Here is a 20,330-nt window from a genome sequence, read left to right on the forward strand (position 1 = left end):
TTGAATACGAATCTATTAGATACATCATCCCAATCATCTATATAAATACCGCCTTTCACTCCCTCGAATGAAACCCGGAGGAGCTTTCCAACAACACCCCTACCGGGCTCCGTTGGGTCGAAGTAGATGTGAAGCTCCTGGTCACTCCCCTCCCTCAACGGCGAAAGCTTCCACGACCCGCTACCCGATCGCACAACTACAGGCTGCGCGCCGGGCGAGGAGGTCTGCATAGGAAATTCATTTGCCGTAAACTTTCCATCCGCTCCGAAAATGATTTGCGCCCCTCGAGCACCGCGCCATTCTCCCGAGATCTCATCGGATCGCACGCGAACCGGGCTAGCAGACCGCGCAAAAATCACTAAGGCGGCGATAATAGCCGCTGCCACGACTACGCCAAGCCAGAATTTCTTCATCGCAATGGGACCGTTTCCGTCCAGTTTATAACTTGCTTCTTAGTTGACATGGGCCCCCCTATCCAGTTGGCTGCAGCATTGAGTCGAGTACCGATATTTTTGTCCCACCATGGCCTAATCTGAGGCAGTGGTTCATGCAACAAGGAGTTGATGGTTGTACTATTCGTTACGGTAAATGTGACATTCGCAGTATTTCGATCAGAATTTATAGAATTAGTTTTATACTCCAGGTCGTACGAGCCCAGGAACGTCGGCAGGGGAGCGTTCATCTTACCATTCGACAGCGCCCCAGATAGATAAGAGGTAGCACCACCTGTGGAAAGTGCTTCCATATCCATCATCAACCGAACGAAGCCTTCTTCTTGCAAGATTCCATAACCAACCACACCATCCCTTACATCATTGTTAATGGCCTCAGCGACTCGTCCCCGCAATACCACCATCGACTGGTCCTTCTTCAGCGCCTCCGTAATTTCGTCTCCGTCCGTAAAGTACCTAGTGTCAGGTCCTACCCCAAAGGCCCACTCAGCAAGCAGGCCAAAGACCCCTGGACTACTACTACCCTCATGCGAATTGCAGACCGTGATCTGCACTTCATACGTAGCGCCTTCGCAGGCATTCAGCATCTTCGCATTAAGGTTCGGGTGGTCTCGATAAAAGGCATATAGAGCTTCGCTCTGTTGGCATTCTTTGCGCGTGGTCTTACAGCCGCCCCCGAGTCCGCCGTTGCACGCAACCCATTGATCAGGATTCATGGCTCTCCCGCACCCGCCTCCGGCTGCGCCTTTTCCGCCCGTCTTGACTGGGCCCTTGTAACCCGGTCCTGTCGACTCCGACCAATCTGGTTCACTTTGGCCGTTGTTATCAGAAGGTCCATCAATGGTGCAAGGCTGAGTAACGTCGTCGTTCTCCCACGCCACACAACTTTGCCCCGTGGGATCACTAAAGCTCGTTGGGTTGTTGTTGCTGTAGGTATAGCCGTGCATTTGTTGGGTATCGGTCAATTTCATGAGCGGGTCGACGCTGATGAATCGGCCGAGAGTGGGGTCGTATTCGCGGGCTCCGACGTGGGTAAGGCCGGTGGCATCCATGGGCTTGCCGAGGAAGCCCTTGTCATCATGCCATTGACCGTTGGCCTGGGTGGGTTGGGGGCCGCGGGGTTCACCGAAGGGCTTGGACTGGCGACGGGTGGCGGTCAGGGCGACGGCGTCGAGGGTGCTGACCGGGGTTCCGTGGTGGTCGGCCGCCATGTAGGTGAGGGTGGTGGGGCCGTTGCGGACGACGGTAGTCCCGCCGCCTGTGGGGTAGTAGCGGGTGCCGACGACCGGGCCGGACTGGTCGGTGTTGGTGGTGAGTTCGTCGGTGCCGAGGTAGAGGGTGGTCTTCCCGGCCTCGCGGCGGATCATGCGACCGCCGTCGGCGTCGTAGAGGTAGTCGCTGGTTCCGGTCGCCGAGGCGACCTTGGCGAGCTTGTCCTCTTCGTTCCAGGTGAGGGTCTGGAGGTTGCCGTCGCCACCGGGGCGGGTCCTGGTGTTCCCGGACTGGTCGTAGATCAGGCCTGTGGTGATGGCCTCGCGGGTGCCGGTCTTGACACTGACCGTGTCCAGGCGGTGGGTACGGTCGCCGGCCTGGGCGCCGGGTCGGTAGCCGTACTCGGTGGTGACGTTCTTCGTCGGGTCGTTCGTGGGGTCGTGCTCGACGAGTTTGGTGCGGTTGCCGACCGTGTCGTAGTCGAAGGACTGCCAATACGGGTCCGGGCCGCCGACCGTGGACGGGCTCGGGGTCTGGGTGGTGCAGCCGCCGACGCCGGGGACGTTGGGGGCGGGCAGCGTGGAGGTGCCGGCGGTGTCGGTCCAGGCTTCCTTCAGCCGGCGCCGGCCGTCGTAGGTGAAACACTGCGTGTCGGTCGAAGTGCCCTCGCGGATGGTCTTGATGGAGGTGACATCGCCGCTGGGCTTGTAGGTGTAGGAGGTGGCGTCCACGCTCGCGGTGGTGCCGGTCTCCTTGTCCCAGTTGGTGCTCAGCAGACGGCCGGTGGCGGGGTCGTAGTCGCTGGTGAACGCGGCCTGACGGGGGGTGTCGCCCAGGGTGGCGCGGATGTTGCGGCCGTAGACGTCGTAGTCGGCCCAGTTGAGGTAGTCGGCGGCGCCGCCGCGGGTGGTCGGCAGGCCATGGGTGCTGTAGACGGTGCCCAGCGTCTCGGCGGGGAGGCCGCCGTGGGCGGGGAGGGTGGTGGTGACGGGCAGGCCCAGGACGGGTTCGTACCCGGTGCTGGTCTCGTAGGTTCCGGCGAGTTTGCCCTCGGCGGCGGGGATGGTGCTCCGGGTGCCGGTGGGGAGGTAGGTGCCGGGTTTGAAGCCGGTGATCTCGCTGGTGTACTTCGCACCGGACTTGCCGCCAACGTAGCGGGACGAACCGTCGGCCTGGCCCTTGGCATAGCGGTCGTAGGTCCACTCCGACAGGAGGTTCGCGTCGGCGACCGTCTCCTTGTAGGAGGCGGCCTTGCGGCCGAGCGCGTCGTAGGTAAACGCGAGCTTCTGACCGCGGGCGTCGGTGGTGCCGATCACGCGGCCGACGAGGTCGTAGCGGGTGTCGGACGGGCCCTTGTCCGGGTCTTCGACGTGAATCTTGCGGCCGAGGAAGTCGTAGGTGTACGTCCACGTGTTGCCGCCCGCGTCGGTGACGGTCTTCAGTTCCTCGCGGGGGGTGTAGGTGTAGGTGATCTTCGAGTAGTCGGTGCCTGCGGGGACCCCGCCGTTGTACTCGCGCAGTTCCTTGGGCTTGCCGCGGGCGTCCGAGATCGACAGGGACGCGGTGCCACCCGCGGGTGGGGTGACCCGGGTCTCGTCGGCGCCGGCGTAGGTGGTGGTGGCGCGCCACTGTTCGATGCCCTTGGAGGAGAACACCTGGGCGGTAGTGCGGCCCTGGCCGTCATAGACGGCCGCGTTCTGACCGGGGACCTCGTTGTCGTTGCCGACGAAGATCGTCGTGTCCGGGAAGTCGTCCTCGTTGAGGTAGGGCTGGTTCGTCTTGTACGGGCGGCCGAGGCTGTCGTGGAAGGTGTCGGTGATCATCCTTCCGGCGGCGTCGTTGGCGGTGCTGGACTGGGTCTGGCGCTCCTGGAGGAAGCTGTTCAGGATCTGATGCGAGACCGTGTAGTCCTTGTTGAGCTTCAGCGTGCGAGTGGTGACCACCGAGGGACCGGTCTTGCTCGGCGCGTACACGAACTGCAGGTCGGCGTTGTCGGCCTTGGTGTGGCCCGGTTTCCACACCGCGATCAACCGGCCGAGGGTGTCGTACTCCTGCTCGATCACCAGGCCGTTGGCGTCGACGGCCTTGGCCGGGAGGTTGCGGGCCCCGATGTAGGTGGTCGAACTGGTCCAGCCGGTGGGGCCGGTGGTCGTGACGGTGGTGGGCAGCGTGCCCGTGGCCGGGGTGTACGTGGTGGTGGTGGCCTTGTTCTCGGCGTCGGTGGCCTTAGTCAGGCGCCCGTAGGCGTCATACTCCGACTTCGCGGTGGTGACCCAGTTGGGGATGCCGTCGGCCTTGTAGTCGACGACCGCGTCGGTGGAGGTGACGTCGCCGACCGTGCCGACCTCGCCGAAGGGCTCGTTGTCGTAGAGGGTGTGCGACCAGGCGTAGACGGTGTCCTTGGACGTCGCGGTCGCGCAGGCTCCCACCAGGGACAGGCTTTCGGTGGGTTTGCCGATGATCCAGGCGGCGGTGTTGTGCGCGTAGGTGGTTTTGGTGCAGTACTCGGGCAGGCCGTCGGCCTTGTCCGAGACGGTCTCCGGGAGGCCGTGGACGGGTTCGAACGTGGTGGTCTTGGAGGTTTCGCGCCAGGTGGTGCCGTCGGCAAGGAGGGCGCGGCTGCGGGTCTTCTCCGTCGCGGTGCGCCGTGCGGTCAGCGGGGGGAGGTTGCGGGCGCGGGTGTGGGTGGCGGTGACCGCGGAGGAGTGCGGGGTGGAGAGGGATGTGGCGGCGACGGTGCCGCCGTCGCCGGTGAACGTCTTGGTCTCGTAGGCGAATCCGGCGTACCAGTCGGAGTCGAGGAGGGGGGTGCCGGTGGAGTCGGTGAGGGTGACGGCGCGTTTGGTGCCGTCCTTCTTCACGTCGGCGTCCATGCCGCGCAGGTAGAACGTCGCGGACTGGGTGACCGCGTCCTTGGGGGCGACGCCCGAGCGGGTGATCACCTGGCCGTAGCCGCGGTACTGGTTCCAGGTCCGGCGGTCCTTGCTCTTGGGCTTGGAGGCTTCCTTGTCCTCGGTGAGTTCCGCGTCGTCGCGGTGCCAGGCGGCGCCGCCGACGTACTCGTAGCGGGTGGAGCGGTTCGGGGCGGTGGTGGCGATGTCGTGTTCGGTGACCTCGGCGACGGTGTACTTGTGGAACCAGTGCAGGACGGGTTCGGCGTCCTCGTTGAAGTTCCACCAGACCGGGTAGCACGCCTTGGTGTTGGCGTCCGGGGTGGGCAGCGCGGCCGGCGTGCACTCGGGGTCGTTGTACTTGACGGTGGTCTGGCCGCCGGTCTCGTTGGTGATGCCGGTCAGGCGGCGGCGGTTCATCGGCGGGGCGAGGTCGCCGCCGGCGTCGACGCGGTTGTGCATGAACTGGCCGGTGAAGTCCACCGAGGGGATGTCGGTCTTGTTCGTGCCGTCCCAGGCGGTGCGGGTGATCTTGTTGAGCCACAGCGTCGCGGAGGAGCCGTCCTGCGGGTCCGGGTAGTCCTGGTCCAGGGCGTACTCGTCGACCGTCTGGTAGTTCGCCCCGGACATGACCTGGGTGGTGATCTTGGTGAGGCGGCGGGTGGAGAAGAACGTCTGACCGTATTGCTCGCACGTGCCGGTGGCCGCGCAGACCTTGTCGACGGGTACGTCCGGCCACTTCGCGGCGTTGGCCTTGGTCATCTTGGCCGGGTCGCAGTCGAACCCGTCCTTGATCAGGCAGCGTTCCGCGGTGTCGAAGACGACCTGGGCGGTGGGCCGGGTGGTGTCGGTCTTCTTCGAGCCGTAGGTGATCTTCGCGAGGGTGCCGCCGCGTACGTATTCGGTCAGGGTGCCGGAGCCGACGAAAATTGCGCCGCGGGTGTAGCGGTTGGTCTCGATGTTGTAGGTGTAGGTGACCATGCCGCCGCGGGCGTCGACCACGTAATCGAGGTTCCAGCGCCACGCCTGCTGGCACCACGACGCGTCGAACCCTGAGGGTTTGTTGCAGGGTTCGCCGGTGTTGTTGCCGTAGACGGGCGCGGTCCAGGTGGAGTTGGTGGCGGCGTCGGTGTTGTCGCCGCCGGGCTTGTGGTTGACGCCGAAGTAGTACTGGACGCCGTCGCCGGTGGTCAGGCGCCAGTGTTCGCCGTCGTTGTCGGGGTTGACGGCGCCGGTGAGGAGTTCGATGCGGGAGTCGTCGTCGTTCTCCAGGCGCCACTTGGTCTTGTCGGTGTCGTCCTGGATGAGGGTGGAGGACTTGCCGTTCAGGGACAAAGTGAGCGAGTTCTGGGTGGACCAGCACTTCTCGCCGGACTTGTCCTGGCCGTCCTTGGCGCATCCCTGGTAGGAGCGTTCGACGAAGCCGGGCGAGTACTCCCAGCCCTCGCCGATCCAGGACGCCTGGTTGTTGGTGGAGGTGGTGCGGCCGTCGACACCGCCGGAGTTGTACGACAGGTTCACGGTGGGGGCGGTGCCGCCGATCGCGGGCGGGACGCCGATGCCGTACGACCAGTTCATCGAACCGGAGTTGCCGCCCGCCGACCACGAGCCGGACGGAGCGAGGGATGTCGCCTTGTAGTCGCCGGAGGGGCCCGACGCGTCGGCGGTGAGGGCCAGCACGGTGGCGGCGTTCGCAGTCCGGGCGGCGGTAGGGACGTTGGCTGCGGGCAGTTCGAGGTCGGCGCTCACGCGGCGCTTGGCGCGGTCGTTGCGGGAGTCGGCCACCGGGGTCCGCACGCGGCACTCGGGCCGGTCGGGGGTGGTCAGCGCGCATTCGGGCATCGCGACCAGGGTCAGGCGTGAGGACCAGTCCGCGCCGAACGCGTCCTTGAACGCGGTGTAGTCCACACCGACGGTCACCCTGCCCGTGTTGGTGCCGCCGTCGGTGCGGCGCACCGAGACCAGGACGCCGTCGACACCGACCTTCTCCGCCGCGTCGTGGTCCGCGACGACGACCTTCACCCGGCCCGGGTCCGCTTTCGCGCCTTGGGGGAGCGAGGACCCGGCGGGCGCGGAAGACCGCAGCGGGCCGGGGGTCGTGGTGTCGGGGGTGGTGATCCAGACCGGGGTGCCGGGGGCGTTGCCGCCGGTGGGGGCGGCGAGGAGGGCGGAGCCGCCGCGTGCCACGAACGCGGACGCGGGGGCGGGAGTGGTCTCGGTCTCGGTCGCCTTCGGCCATGTGGCCCTGGCGGGGTTCCAGGTGGGACGGCCGTCGCCCGTGAGAGGTCGGGTGTCCGGCTTGGGCGCCTTGGTTCCGTGCACGGAGGGCGTCTTGGGGAGTTTGCCCGGGGACCACATGTCGGCGTCGGGGGAGGTTTTGATCCAGTCGACGGCCTGGGCCGGGCCCACGCTCGCCGTCAACGCCAGGACGGTGGTCCCCGTCACGAACAGACGCGCCGTGCGCGACTTTCGTTCCCGTCGGGACTTCGATCCCCACGACCAACCACGCATGACGAACCCCCACCAGGACAGGACGGATCCCGCCCCCGAGCAGGCGAAAGATCACAGACGGAGCGCACCGTACGGGCCCAAGTCCCCTGCCGGCAACGGCAGTTCCCATGACGAATGTGGCGTTCGTCACTACAACTTAAGCGACCGTCGGATCGTCCCGGCCGGATCCAAATCACCCGTTGGGGTTCATTGATCGGCAATACACCCACGGCGTCGCACGACTTGGGCACGTGTCGACATGGTGATCATGAAGGCGTGATCTGAGTCACATGGTGAGGGGTTGTAGCCAACCGGTACGTTCCGCGCATCCATGCGCGCTCACGCCCCGCATCACCGACTTTCCCGAGGAGCACCCTCCATGGGGCATCCGCCTCCCCACGCACGCCCACACGCACGACCGTTGTCGGCTCTCGTCTGCGGACTCGTCACCTTGTCGATGGCCTGTGGCATGGCCGCCGCCGGCGCCGCGCCCCGCGAAGCGTCCGGCGCGGGCGCTCAGCCGGCCGCCGCTGAGGCTCCCCCGACGGACGCGAAGACCGGGGCCGAACGCACCGCGGTCACGCAGGCCGTGCGCACCGGAGTACCGGTTCCCGTCCCGGAGTTGACGACCGCCACCGACAAGGTCACCGCCAAGCCCGACGGCAGGCTGGCCCTGGAGCGCACCGTCGAGCCCTCGCGGACGAACAAGACCGGCGTCTGGCGCGACCTGGACCCGACCCTTGCGGCGGCCGAGGACGGAACGGTACGGCCGGCCAGCACCACGAGCGACCTGACCCTGGGCGGCGGCGGCAACCGGCTCCTCGCGTCGATGACCAACAACGGCCGCACACTCGCCTTCACCTGGCCCACCACACTGCCCAAGCCTGTCCTGAGCGGCGACGGCGCCCTGTACCCGGGCGTGTTGCCCGACGTCGACCTCAAGGTCGTCGCCGGCGAACAGGGCGGTTTCTCCCACACCCTGATCGTCAAGAACGCGGCAGCCGCGAAGGATCCCCGACTGGCCACCCTGCAACTGGGGACGACCACCGACGGTGTGACGGTCACCGACGCCGGCAACGGGTCGTTTGCCGCCAAGGCGGCCGACGGCGTCGTCGCGTTCACCGCGCCCACACCCACGATGTGGGACTCACGCACCACTCCCGGGCCGGTTGGTCGTAACCCGCGCACCGCCGCAGCCGACGCCTCGTCCGAGGCGTCCGGCACAAGCGCGGGCACGGGCGGCGCATCCGGTGCGGGCGCGATACCCGAGGCCGAACTCGCCTCCACCGACCGGCGACCCGGCGCCCTGGCCGCGACCGCTCCGCTGGGAACCGCGGTCGCCGGCGACACCCTGACCCTGACCCCGGACGCGAACCTGCTCACCGCGCCCGACACCGTCTTCCCCGTCTACATCGACCCCAGCTGGATACCGGTACAGACCGGGAACGCCGGCATGTGGAACTGGGCCTGGAAGGCTCACCCCGGCACCTCGGGCCGGTCCTACAACGAGTACGAACCCGGCGTCGGCTACCAGGGCTTCGAACCCGAGACCGGCATCGAACGCAGCTTCTACAGCGTCCCGCTCAACCTGCCCGGCAAACAGATCCTCTACGCCCAGTTCCACACCACACAGGTCGACAGCGCCCTCCACTCCTGCCTCGACAAGGACGCGTTCCCCGTCCGACTCCACCAGGTCGCCAACACCCTCGACACCAACACCAACTGGAACAACCAACCCGCCGACTGGGGCCACTGGTCCACCATCGACATCCCCAGCAGCAGCACCAAGGTCTCCCCCAAATGCGGAAACCGCTACGCCGACTTCCCCATCACCGACCAGGTCAGGACACGCGCCGGTGAAAGCGTCCTCACCTTCGGCCTGTTCGGCAACGAAACCGACAGGAACCAGTTCAAGCGCTTCTCCAGCAACCCCGCCGACACCCACCTCTACGTCGAGTACAACACCAAGCCGAACGCCCCCTCGAACCTGCGGATGACGCCCGTCCCCGTCAACGGCGCAGCCTCCGGCAACGCCGGATACATCGGCGCCGTCAACCCCGCCGCGGGCGGCGTCAGTCTCTACGCCACCCTCACCGACGCCGACGCGCCCCAGAACCTCAAGGCCCAGTTCCACATCCGCGACGTCGGCAACGGCGACGTCCTCGTCCACGACAGCGGCTGGATCTCCTGGGGCGCCAACGGTCACGAGGCCCGCGCCGACATCCCCGCCGGGAAACTCCTCGACGGCCACACCTACATCTGGTGGGTCGGCGCCAGCGACGAAGGCCCCGAACCCACCTGGGTTCCCGGGCAGACGTTCACCGTCGACGCCACCCCACCCTCGACACCCACCGTCGCAAGCCTCGACTACCCCGTCGCGGGCGGCGGGAAATACGCCCGCGACAAGGGCACGTTCACCTTCACCGCCGGCGACAACGCCTCCGGTGTCGACACCGTCGAATACGCGTTGAACGCCACCGTCCCCGTCGGCGGCGCCGCCCGCGCCACCTGGGACGACGTCGACAAGACGTGGAAGGCCAAGGACGTCCTCGTCCCGAACTGGGGCAGCAACACCCTCTACGCCCAAACCGTCGACAAGGCGGGAAACCGCTCCCAACCCACCATCCACACGTTCTACGCGCCGTCCGACCCCAACGCCAAGACCACCCTGGGGGACATCACCGGCGACGGCCGCGTCGACCTCCTCACCACCGACGACACCGGCGCCCTGCGCATGTACGGCACCAACACCGACCCCACCGCAGGCGGCGTCGTCGCCTCCAACACCATCCAGGGACCACCCAACGCCACCAACAAACCCACCTGGGCCGGATCGCTGATCACCCACCGCGGCGGCACCGGCGTCACCTACGACGACCTCTACGCCCACGCGAACGGCCGCCTCTACCTCTACCGCGGCGGCGGCGCCAACGCCGGCGGCCAATACTTCACCAGCAACAAACGCGCCGACATCCCGCGACCCGAAACCTGCGTCGACCCCACCCGCCCCGCGGGCACCTGTCTCGCCTATACGCGCAACTGGGGCCAGGTCAAACAGATCCTCGCCCCCGGCAACGTCGACGCCGATGTCAACCCCTCCGGCGCGGCCCGCCTCGACCTGCTCACCCTCGAGGACAACGGCGACGGCAACAGGCGCCTGTGGCTCTTCCACGGCGCCGGCAACCCCGGTTCCTTCACCAAGGCCACCCTCCTGGGATCCACCGGCTGGAACAACCTCGACCCGATCGCCCCCGGCGACGCCACCGGCGACGGCCTGCCCGACCTGTGGGCCCGCGACCGCGTCACCGGACAACTCTTCCAGTACGCGTCGAAGAAGAACCCCGACGGGGGCGTCGACGTCACCGCGCTCGGCAACACCGGTGCGCGCACGCTGATCGGGACCGGGTTCGACGCCGCCGCCTACCCGAAGCTCTATTCGGACGGGGACCTCGACGGAGACGGCAAGGCGGACCTGTGGGGCCAGGCCGCCGACGGACGGCTCTACGTCGCGCTTGGCGTCACCCCGGGGGCGGACGGGAACGCGTTCGGGCCGATGCGGCTGATCGCGGACAACCAGACGCCGTGGACCACGTGCGAGAAGTACGCCTCGGCGGGCGACGCGAACGTCAAACTCGACCTGTGCGGTCCCATCCTGGCCAAATACAAGGCGACCGGCGGACCCACCGGCCCCCTGCGGCTGCCCACCACCGGCGTCCACGACGACACCGCCGGCGGCAAATGGGCCGACTTCCAGGGCACCGCCACCGGCGGCACCACCAACGCCGGCATCAACTGGTCGCCCTACACCGGCGCGTGGTCCATCGCCGGCGGCATCCGCGACAAGTGGCTCGCCATGGGCGGCACCGGCGGATTCCTCGGCTACCCCGTCAGCGACGAGAACCCCGTCACGGACGGCGCCGGGACCCCGATCGGCTACGTCAGCCGCTTCGCCGGCAACACCAACGGCACCGGCTCCATCACCTACGCCGCCAACACGGGCGCCCACGAGATCCACGGCAGTATCCACGCCCGCTGGCAGGCCATGGGCGGACCCCGCAGCGTCCTCGGCTTCCCCTCCACCGACGAGACCGCGACACCCACCAAACCCGGGCGCTACCAGCACTTCCGCGTCCCCGGCGCGAGCGCCGACACCGGATCGATCTACCACACCACCGCCACCGGATCCTGTCCGGTCTCCGGTCCCGTCCGCGACCGGTGGGCCGCGCTCGGGTGGGAGAACGGCTACCTCGGATTCCCCACCACCGGCGCGTACGACCTCCTCGGCGGACGCCGCACCAACTTCCAGAACGGCTACATCCACGCCCGCGACGGCGGCGTCCACGACGCCGCCTGGGCCCCGCACCGGCTGATCGCCTCCGCCGACTTCGACGACGACGGCCACGCCGACATCGTCACCGTCGACGACAACGGCTCCCTGTGGATGCTCACCACCACACCCGACGGCACCCTGGGCACCCCCGTCGGACTGTGGCCCGACGGCACCTGGACCGCCATCCGCTCCATCACCGCCGGCGACTTCAACCACGACGGCCGCGCCGACCTCGTCGCCCTGCGCAACGACGGCAGCCTGTGGCTCTACACCGGCCGCGGCGACGCCACCCTCAACGACGCCATCCGCCTGTGGCCCGACAACAGCTGGGCCTCCGTCATCGCGATCACCGCCGCCGACATCGACAACGACGGCAACAGCGACATCGTCGCCATCTGGGGCGACGGCACCCTCTCCCTCTACAAAGGCCGCGGCGACAACACCCTCGCCGACCCCACCCCCCTGTGGAACGACAAGACCTGGAACGGCATGCGCCTGATCGCCGGCGGCGACTTCAACAGCGACCACCTCGCCGACCTCGTCGCCGTCGACACCACCGGCCGCCTCTGGCTCTACACCACCCGCCCCGACCACACCCTCAACGACGCCGTCCCCCTGTGGAACGACAACACCTGGAACACCGTCCGCGCCATCACCACCGGCGACACCGACAACAACAACCACGCCGACATCACCGCCATCTGGGCCGACGGCACCCTCCACATCTACCCCAACCCCACACCCTGACCACCCACACCACCCCGAAAACGAGCGAGAACAACCCAACACACCGACAACATCGGTGACTCCACACCCCACACACCGCCGGCCCCCGCAGACCCCACAAAGTCTCGGGGGCCGGCGGCATCACACCCACGACAACCCGACCCGACGCGACAACCACCACCGGGCCGGGCCAGCACCACTCCCCGACACGACACGACACCGCAACGACACCACCCCGGCGCGATGCGCGGCAGAAGCAGCGCCGCTGCGGGCTCCGGCCGCCGGGGCACAAAGTGGAGGAAGTGCGACGCAACACCCACGCAAAACATCGCGCGGACCACCGACGGACACGCTCACCGGCGACCCGGCAACAAGCGCCACACCACTTCGGCCACGGCCACACGTGAACCGAAGGCCGCGGCTCCCCCGGGCGCCGGAAGGCGGACGGCGCCCCGGCACCGACCCCACACCACGTCCTGGCACCGCCGTACGCATGCTCCACCCAGGCCCACCGGGACCGGCCGGCCGGAACGCACGTCCCGCGAACACCGAACACGCGGCCCACCACCGCCCGATCACCCACAACGGCAGACGACGGAAGGCGCCCCTCCCGATACACGAGCAAGGCTCGGCGCCGTCGCCCCGTGTCCACCCCACCGGCGTCAACCGACCGATCGCGCCCGTGTCCCCCGTGCCCGCCGTGCGCCGCATCCGGCCGATCACCCCACCGCCGCAGCCCCGTCGGCCGGGCTGTAGTCTCCGCCCGTCTCCCGTCGTCGACGACGCCGCCGCGCCCACGGAGCGCGCGGACGCGGACCATCGGGAGCAGTCCCGTCGCCGAGTCGCTCGGCGTTCGCGCCGTCCCGGGGAGTACTCATGCGCGGAGTTGCCGTGCCTGTCGCGTTGATCGTGGCGGCCTGTCTGGCCGGATGTTCGTCGACCGGTTCGAGTGTCGTGTCGTCCGACGGTGCCACGCCCGCGGCCTCGGGGCGGCATCCGACCACCACCGGCGCGCCGTCCCTCGACGCGTCCGCCGGCACGATCGCGAAACCGACGTCCGACACGGCGACGGGCTCGACGACCCGGGCGCGCGAGAGCACGGCCGCAAGTATCCGTAACGCGCTCGAAACCGTGCGGGCCGCACACTCGTTCCGCCTCGTCGTCACCATCCGGCAACCGGGCGCACTCCCCCACGTCGAGGACAACCGCATCGTCCGCGGCGCGGGCGCCCGCATCAGGAAGGCGGACGGGGACACCGTGACGGAGGAGACGGTGTACATCGGCGACCACGTCTACCGGCGCGCGGACACCGGAGCGTGGGAACAGGACACCGTCCGAGAGGATTCCGAACTCGCGAGCAACCTGCTGTACCGCAACACGTCCTCCCTGCTCGGGCAACTGCACGACGCGACGGCCGAGCCCGGCCGCTTCACCCCGATCGAACCGCTGACCATCGACGGCACCACATGCGTGGGATGGGCCGAACCCGACGGCACCCGCACCTACCTCACCCCCGGCGACCACACCCACCTGCGCCGCCTCGTGGTCAACACGAACAACACCACCATCACCTGGGACCTCACCGAACTCGACACCCCCGTCGACCTCACCCCACCGACCCCCGTCCACCCCACGACCCAACGGTAGGAGCGCCGCACCCACACCATCGTGCACACGAGACGTGGGCCACGCCGGTCACGGCGGCCGACTACGTGCCCGCCACACGGTCGGCCGAACGCGCCCATAGGGTGCAAACGGCAACGGAACGGACCGTCGACACACCGCAGGCATCGGTGAGCCGAAAACGAAGCCCCGACATCTCGGGGGCGAGTCGCGGTCGAAGGCGTCGAGAACGGCTCGGGCGGCGAGGTCGGGGGTGACACCCAAGGCGGCCAGGGTGGTCACGTGGTAGACCTCGCGCAGGCGGGCGCACCCGGGTCCGGGCAGGGCTGTCGTCCGGCCGCATCCACACCTCGAACGGCTCCGCTCTCGCACCCAGTTCGACCAAGTGGGCAAGGGTGGACGTGGTGAACCAGCCGACGAGGCGGCCATCCGACCCGGCGCCGGAACAGCCCGGGGCCGCGGGTGGGCGTGGACGATCTCCCGTCCTCGCCGCACTCACCCCGGCGGACTCCCGTACGGGCTCTTCGTTCGGCCCGCCCCCGGCCCCCGGGGGCGGGGGGTGTGACTCGGCCCCACGCGACCCGCCGGCGCGAACCCGATTCACCCGATGCTTGCCGACCGGTCCTCGGGGGGCTCGTCGGTGGGGTCGTGGAAGGTCACGGTCAGGGTGCCGGTGAATCCTCGCGTCGGTTCGGATGGCTCCGCCTCGGCGGCGCGTTCGGATCGCGGTCGGCGGCGGGTCACCCAGGGGTCCTCCCGGTCGGGGCCCGGCCAGGGTACCTCGGTCGTGTTCTCGAAGACGCCGTGCGGGTTGCGCCATTCGGCGATGTACTCCGGGCCGATGCCGAGCACCTCCAGGAGCAACCCCAACGCCCGCGCCGCGTTGCGCTCGCCGGCCGGGTCGAAGTACACCGCCATCCGGCCGTGTTCGGGTCCGTTGCCCAGGTCGTCGAAGGCGAAGCGAGTGCCGTCGATGGTGAACACGGCGCCGCGGACGGGGCCCGGTTCGACCCAGCTCTCCTCGAGGTGCAACCGGAGGCGATCGGCGAGCGGGCGCAGCGGCACGTCGAGGATGGCGATCCGGCGGTGGAGGGCGAACACGAGGTCCCACATGCCGTACTGCCGTGCCGGATTGTTCGGCCCGTCGTGGCGGGGGACGGACGGGGCCGGTTGCCACGTGGGCTCCGGTCCGGGGACGGGCCTGCGGACGGTGTCGGTCATGGCAACTCCATTGGTCGGCGGGCACCTCGCGGTCCCCGGCGCGGGCCGGCCGGCGGGCCGGTCGTGGTGCCGGGCGGGAACGGGAGTCGCACGGCCCCGAAGGGAAATCCCGGTGTCGCTGCGCAATCCTCTCAACCCCTGCGACACTGCAGGTCAACACGGCCCCTCCGCCACGGACACGCCCGACACGCCCACCGAAACCCCAGGTCACCAAGCACGGCACAACATTCTCGATCGGTGCCGCGCCACACGTCGGAACACCGCACCCCCGACCCGCCATTGAGAAGACACACACCGGGGGCCGACTCGGCACGTAGGCATCACGGCGCGCTCACGGGGAAGTTCTCGGCATCGTCGGCCGGCAACTCGGGAGCGACCGTGTCCGGTACGACGTGGCCTACTGCGGCGTGTTCCTCCAGGTGCTCAATTATCCGCGGCGCGTTCCTCCAAGTGCTCGATCATCCGCGCTGTGCTCGCCGCGGCGAATCGATCGACCCCGCCGCACGGCGGGCACGAGTCATGGGTCGGGGAAGTGCGACGACACACCCGCGCGAATCACTCCGCGGGCCACCGTCGGACACGCTCGCGAGCCACCCGACGACACGCGCCACACGACTTCGGCCACGGCCACACGTGGACCGGCCGCGGCTTCCAATGGTGCCGGAAGGCGGTCACCGACTCGGCATCGATCCCACACAACGTCGTGGCACCGTCGTGCGCGTGCTCCACCCACGTAGACCGGGACGAGCGTTCCGCGAGCACCACACACACGCGGTCCACCGCGGCCCCATCACCGGCAACGGCGCACGACGGAAGACGCCCCCTCGAGACACACGTACGACGCATCACGAAAACCACACCCCACGACGAGGAGTACCGGCCCGCCGTCCCGCCCGACCGGCACCTCACACACCGGAAGACCCGCACCACACATCCCGCACCGAGACACCCTCGCCCTCCCCCGTGAACAATGCTCGAACCACTCGACACCGCGCAAAACCTACAACCACAACGGCCCACACACGCTCGATCGCCGAACCACACACACCGAGCGGACCCGGCGAACCCGACGAACCGCAGCCGGAAACCTCATTGGCGGTGGCTCAACCATCGTGGGACTGTAAAAAGTCGAACGGCTCGGTTGTCAATGGCCTGTGAGTCCACGAAGAATAGGAAAACTCAACAGGAAACCGAGAGGCACCGCAGGAACCGCCGCGCCCGCGACGCCGATTCGAATCTACCGCGCCAGGACCCGCCGATCGGGGGTCGGTCGCGAGTGTGTCGACGTCGCCCTCTCATGCGTGCGTTCACGGGTTTGTGATGGCGTCGATGATGTTCGGGTCGGAGGCCAGGCGCAGTTGGGCGGGTCGGAACTCGCCGGGTCCGGGTGTGGTGTAGCCCAGGACCACGACCCGAAGGCGGGTCCCGGCCGGGTACCAGGCGTCCGTGTCCCGCCACACCGGCTCCGCGTACTCCCGTTCCAGCAGACCGACCTCACCGTTCGGCATCTCGACCATCATCCCGAAGGGACGGTGACGGACCACGACCGCCTCCACCACCGCGCCCCGCGAGTACCCGTCCACCAGCGGTCCCCCACTCCTCGTCCCAATCCCTCGCCGTACGATCCACGAACGCCACGACGGGCCCGGGACGTTCCCGGAAGAGAACTCCCCGTCGCGACGCGCAGCGGGTGATCACCGCATCACATCAAGATCAGTGCCCCCGACCTCCACCCACGGGTTTTCCCAACGGAACCGACGATCCATCCCAGATCCTGCAAAACCCCAGCCCACAGGCCCAAAGCCGAGCAAGACAGCAAGACCCGGGCCACGCAGCCAAGAACCGAAATCCCAGATCCTGCAAACCCAACGGTCAACACACCATCAATGACAAGAACTTTCAAAACAGCCGGGACGGAGCAACCGACAAGCGGCCTGGACGCCCTCCTGTGGCCCTCGCGGCCGGTCCCGACACAATCCAGGCCGGCCCCCGACACCGCCGTCGGCCTCGGCCAGCCGGAACCACGCCCGAAAATGGAGGGTTCGAGGTCAGTCACGGACCTACTGTGAGGCGATGATGTTTTCCCAAGTCCCGCCGCCTACCTCCGCGAGCCTCGTCACGACACCTGGGCTCATGCGCAGCGGTTCCCAAGTACTCACGCGTGTCCTCGGGATCACGGAGCGACACCTCGACCGCGGATTCGACGGCGCCATGACTCTGAACGACCACCGCGAGATCCCCCGTCTATCACCGAATGGCGCCCGCCGTGACGCGTGGAAGCAGATTCATAAGCGGGGCATCAAGGTGGCCACGCTGGGCTGTGGTTGAGCAGCATGGCGTGACTGATCAGCCCCACGGTCCTGGCGGTGACCTGCGGGGACCGCTGTCCCCAGCCGTGCAGCACCGCGGTGACCTGGCCGATTGCCTCATCGACCCGGACCTGGCCGAACACCTTGCGGGCGACAGCGGTGCGGCCGACGTTGCCGAGCAGATCAAAGTCGGAGAACCCGAACAGATAGGCCGCTGCAATCGCGTAGGAACGGGCGGAGCTGTCGGCCCACCCCGGGTAGGCCTTCTGATACGAGATCCGGCTCGTCCCCAGGACCTCGGCCCAGGCCGACGAGTCCCAGACCCAGAAACTCCGGCGCTGCGTGGCGCAACCGCGCAGCAGCAGCGCGACGGCGTCGTCCGACGAGCGGCGGTGGAACGCGCCTTCGGCGACGTCGAGGTGCGCTTGAGCGGCGGCAAGCGGCCGCACGAGTCGGTGGATCGCCGGCCACTGCGCCTGATCCGGATCCTGCCACCGGTCCGGCCACCGGCGAAGATCCCACCCCAGCTCTTCCAGAGAGGACTGCTCAAGGTCAGTGAGCGCGCCCGAGCGGTCGTACTTCGCCGAACTGAGCGGCCAGGACCATGAGGGAGCCGCGGCCGTGTGGTCGACGGCCGCCGAGGACAGTGCGGTCACGGCTTGATCGCCCCCGGTCCCTGCTCGCCCAGACCGGTCAGCATCTCCACCCGCCAGGCGTGGATCTGGTCCATTCCCCGCTGGAGCTTCTCGGCCAGGTCCCGGCCGGACAAGTGGATGTACCGAAGTGTGGACTCCGTCGAGCGATGGCCGGCGAACGTGGCGATCGCGTGCAGTTCCCAGCCCATCCGTGCCAGGTCCGTCAGACACAGGTGCCGGGTGGTGTGCGTGGAGAACCGCTCCACCCCGGAGGCCAGCGCGATCCGCCGCACGACCTTCGACCAGGTCCACAGGCTCAGCGGCTGGCCGTGGTTGCGCCGAGACTCGGACAGGAACAACGGGCCCCTCGCCCGGCTGATCGTCGCGCGGTGCGCCAGATAGCCCGACAGCAGCACCCCCGTGGTCGCCGAGTAGGGCACCACGCGTTCCATGCGGTTCTTCGTGGTCTCGGCCCGTATTCGCAGCGTCCGGTGAGCCGGGTCCACATCGTCGGTGCGCAGCGAGCACAACTCCTCACGCCGCAGAGCGGCGTCATAGGCCAGCGCAAGCATCAGCTTGTTCCGGATCGGCTCGTCTCCGGCGGCCGCAAGAACATCCAGCCACTGCTGCTCACTGGGGATCCACGGCAGTTTGACCAGCCGGGGAACCAGGCCCCGCTGGCTTCCGCCGAATCCTCCGCGCGGCGTGTAGCGGCCGCGGCCGACCGGGTTGGAGTCGCGCAGCCCCTCCTCCATGAGGAAGTCGTAAAACAGCCGGACCGGCACCAACCGCTGCTGAAGGGTGGCGTTCGACAACCCGATTCCCGAGTCGATCGAGATCACGTACGCTCCCCGGCGGTGCGGACGCGAACCCAACTCGCGTACGTAGAACGCGATATGAGCGCGGTTCGCGGTGGCCGGGTCGACGTCTCCCGCTCGCACATCAGCAGGTACTCGGCGAGTCCTCGGCCGTAGGCGTCGATTGTGCGGGGCGCACGTCCGAGGTCCGTCCAGACCGTCAGCCAGGCCGCCGCCTGCTCGTGTCGGCCGAGCACCGGCCACTTCTCCGTCAACACCGTCGGGCCGCTCAAGCGATCTCCCCAGTCCGTGGTTGCACCCGGGCGACATGATCACCCAGGCAGATTCCACGTAACTTCTAGGCGCTGCTGGATTGTGGCGTTCGCCAGACCCGCCCCCGAATCAATCGAGACCACGTTCACGCCACGATGACTGCGTCGCTCAGTCAACTCCCCTACGTAGAGGGCTATATGAGCCCGACTGGCAGCGAGTGGGTCGACACCCTCTCGCTCGCACACCACCAGGTACTCGGCCAGCCCGCGGGCGTAGGCATCGATCGTCCGAGGCGCACGGCCAAGATCGCACCACACCTGCAGCCAGCCCGCTGCCCTCTCGTGGCGCCCCAGCACCGGCCACTTCTCCGTCACTCCCGTAGCGGCGCTCAAGCCGTCTCCCAAGTTCGTGGCTGCACCAGGGAGACATGATCAACCCCGGCAGATTCCACGTAACTTTTAAGATGCTCAAACGCCAAATGTTCGGCCGCGCCGGCTTCCGACTCCTCAGAAAACGCGTCCTGCTTGCGTGACGTCCACCGAGGGACGATACGTTGTCGGGAACGAGAGAAGAGCATCCGTGGACACCCGCATCCCCCGGATCCGCCGCAAACTGGCCGCCGTCCCGTTCCATCCCCATCGCAGCCACTCGTTCGGCGAAGAGCGGCACCGATTCCGGCTCGGCCCCACCGTCCCGGCCTCCCGGCTGACCGACTTCGAGGACATCCACGCCGTCGTCCTCCCGGACGCCTACCGGCAGTTCCTGCTCCACATGGGCGGTTCGGGCGCCGCGCCGTTCTACGGCCTGTCGGACCCGACAGGCCGCGAGCGGCCTCCTCTCTACACGATGGATCCGCCGGGCACAGCCCGCGGATTCGGCGGCGTCGCCCCCGGGGAAGCCCGGCGCGATCTCTTTCTGCACATCATCGAGATGGGATGCACCGACATGGCCCTCATCGCGGTGACCGGCCCCCTCACCGGCCGGATCGTCATCGGCAACGCGGACGGCTTCTGGGTCCCGAACGTCTCCTCCGCTCGCGACTTCCTCGGCTGGTACGAGCGATGGCTCGACCACATGACGGCCGGCAAGGACAATCGCGCGCTGGAACTCACGTCACCGGCACTGCGCGCCCATCCCGGAAGAAACCGCCTGGCCCCAATTCTGTGACGCACAGTCACACACCACACAACCTGAGCCAGAACCAAAATCGGCGAACATCCTGGGCCCTGATGATCGTCTGCTGCCGTCGAAACCCATCGACAAATGCTGTTCCTGGAAGTGAACAAAGCCACACGCTGTCGGCACCACCCGTATGGAACGTCAACGTTCCTTCGCCAGAGGCCGATCTTCTGTCGAACCTTCAATCGTAAA

At 67.9% G+C, this 20,330-nt stretch carries 9 protein-coding genes; 3 read left to right on the plus strand and 6 right to left on the minus strand.

Annotated elements, in window-relative coordinates; genetic code table 11:
* Positions 1-409: 409 nt before the first annotated feature.
* Entirely contained in the window at positions 410-7,000 is a 6,591-nt protein-coding gene (locus ABZ374_RS41600) for an RHS repeat-associated core domain-containing protein (RefSeq protein ID WP_360322466.1), read from the minus strand.
* Between the two features lie 466 nt (positions 7,001-7,466).
* Between ABZ374_RS41600 and ABZ374_RS41605 the strand changes: the two genes are divergently transcribed.
* Both ABZ374_RS41605 and ABZ374_RS41610 read left to right on the plus strand, forming a co-directional pair.
* Positions 7,467-12,122 carry an FG-GAP-like repeat-containing protein gene (locus tag ABZ374_RS41605; RefSeq protein ID WP_360322469.1) on the plus strand — a complete coding sequence of 1,552 codons (4,656 nt, stop codon included), beginning with the start codon at positions 7,467-7,469 and terminating at the stop codon, positions 12,120-12,122.
* A gap of 870 nt (positions 12,123-12,992) precedes the next feature.
* Positions 12,993-13,748, plus strand: a complete 756-nt coding sequence (locus ABZ374_RS41610) for a hypothetical protein (protein WP_360322472.1) — start codon at positions 12,993-12,995, stop codon at positions 13,746-13,748.
* 576 nt (positions 13,749-14,324) lie between these two features.
* Here the strand turns inward: ABZ374_RS41610 and ABZ374_RS41615 are convergent.
* The 5 genes from ABZ374_RS41615 to ABZ374_RS41635 all read right to left on the minus strand — a co-directional run bounded on the left by ABZ374_RS41615 (position 14,325) and on the right by ABZ374_RS41635 (position 18,979).
* A complete protein-coding gene (locus tag ABZ374_RS41615; protein WP_360322475.1) occupies positions 14,325-14,945 on the minus strand; it encodes a hypothetical protein in 621 nt (206 codons plus the stop codon).
* Between the two features lie 1,307 nt (positions 14,946-16,252).
* The gene (locus ABZ374_RS41620; protein WP_360322478.1) at positions 16,253-16,528 is read right to left on the minus strand and encodes a hypothetical protein; all 276 of its coding nucleotides are present in this window, start codon (positions 16,526-16,528) and stop codon (positions 16,253-16,255) included.
* Positions 16,529-17,244: 716 nt separating this feature from the next.
* Positions 17,245-17,910: a hypothetical protein gene (locus tag ABZ374_RS41625; RefSeq protein WP_360322481.1), complete on the minus strand. Its 666-nt coding sequence runs from the start codon at positions 17,908-17,910 to the stop codon at positions 17,245-17,247.
* The gene (locus tag ABZ374_RS41630; RefSeq protein ID WP_360322484.1) at positions 17,907-18,731 is read right to left on the minus strand and encodes a site-specific integrase; all 825 of its coding nucleotides are present in this window, start codon (positions 18,729-18,731) and stop codon (positions 17,907-17,909) included. The genes ABZ374_RS41625 and ABZ374_RS41630 overlap by 4 nt, the downstream gene beginning before the upstream one ends.
* Entirely contained in the window at positions 18,728-18,979 is a 252-nt protein-coding gene (locus ABZ374_RS41635; protein ID WP_360322487.1) for a hypothetical protein, read from the minus strand. The genes ABZ374_RS41630 and ABZ374_RS41635 overlap by 4 nt, the downstream gene beginning before the upstream one ends.
* Positions 18,980-19,538: 559 nt before the next feature.
* Here ABZ374_RS41635 and ABZ374_RS41640 point away from each other — a divergent pair.
* Positions 19,539-20,126 carry an SMI1/KNR4 family protein gene (locus ABZ374_RS41640; RefSeq protein ID WP_360322490.1) on the plus strand — a complete coding sequence of 196 codons (588 nt, stop codon included), beginning with the start codon at positions 19,539-19,541 and terminating at the stop codon, positions 20,124-20,126.
* Positions 20,127-20,330: the final 204 nt, after the last annotated feature.

It is taken from the genome of Embleya sp. NPDC005971 (assembly GCF_040629175.1).
Taxonomy (GTDB): domain Bacteria; phylum Actinomycetota; class Actinomycetes; order Streptomycetales; family Streptomycetaceae; genus Embleya.

Bases quoted from the DNA above. Each gene is read 5' to 3' on its own strand.
- ABZ374_RS41615 (WP_360322475.1), bottom strand. From the start codon at position 14,945: ATGACCGACACCGTCCGCAGGCCCGTCCCCGGACCGGAGCCCACGTGG.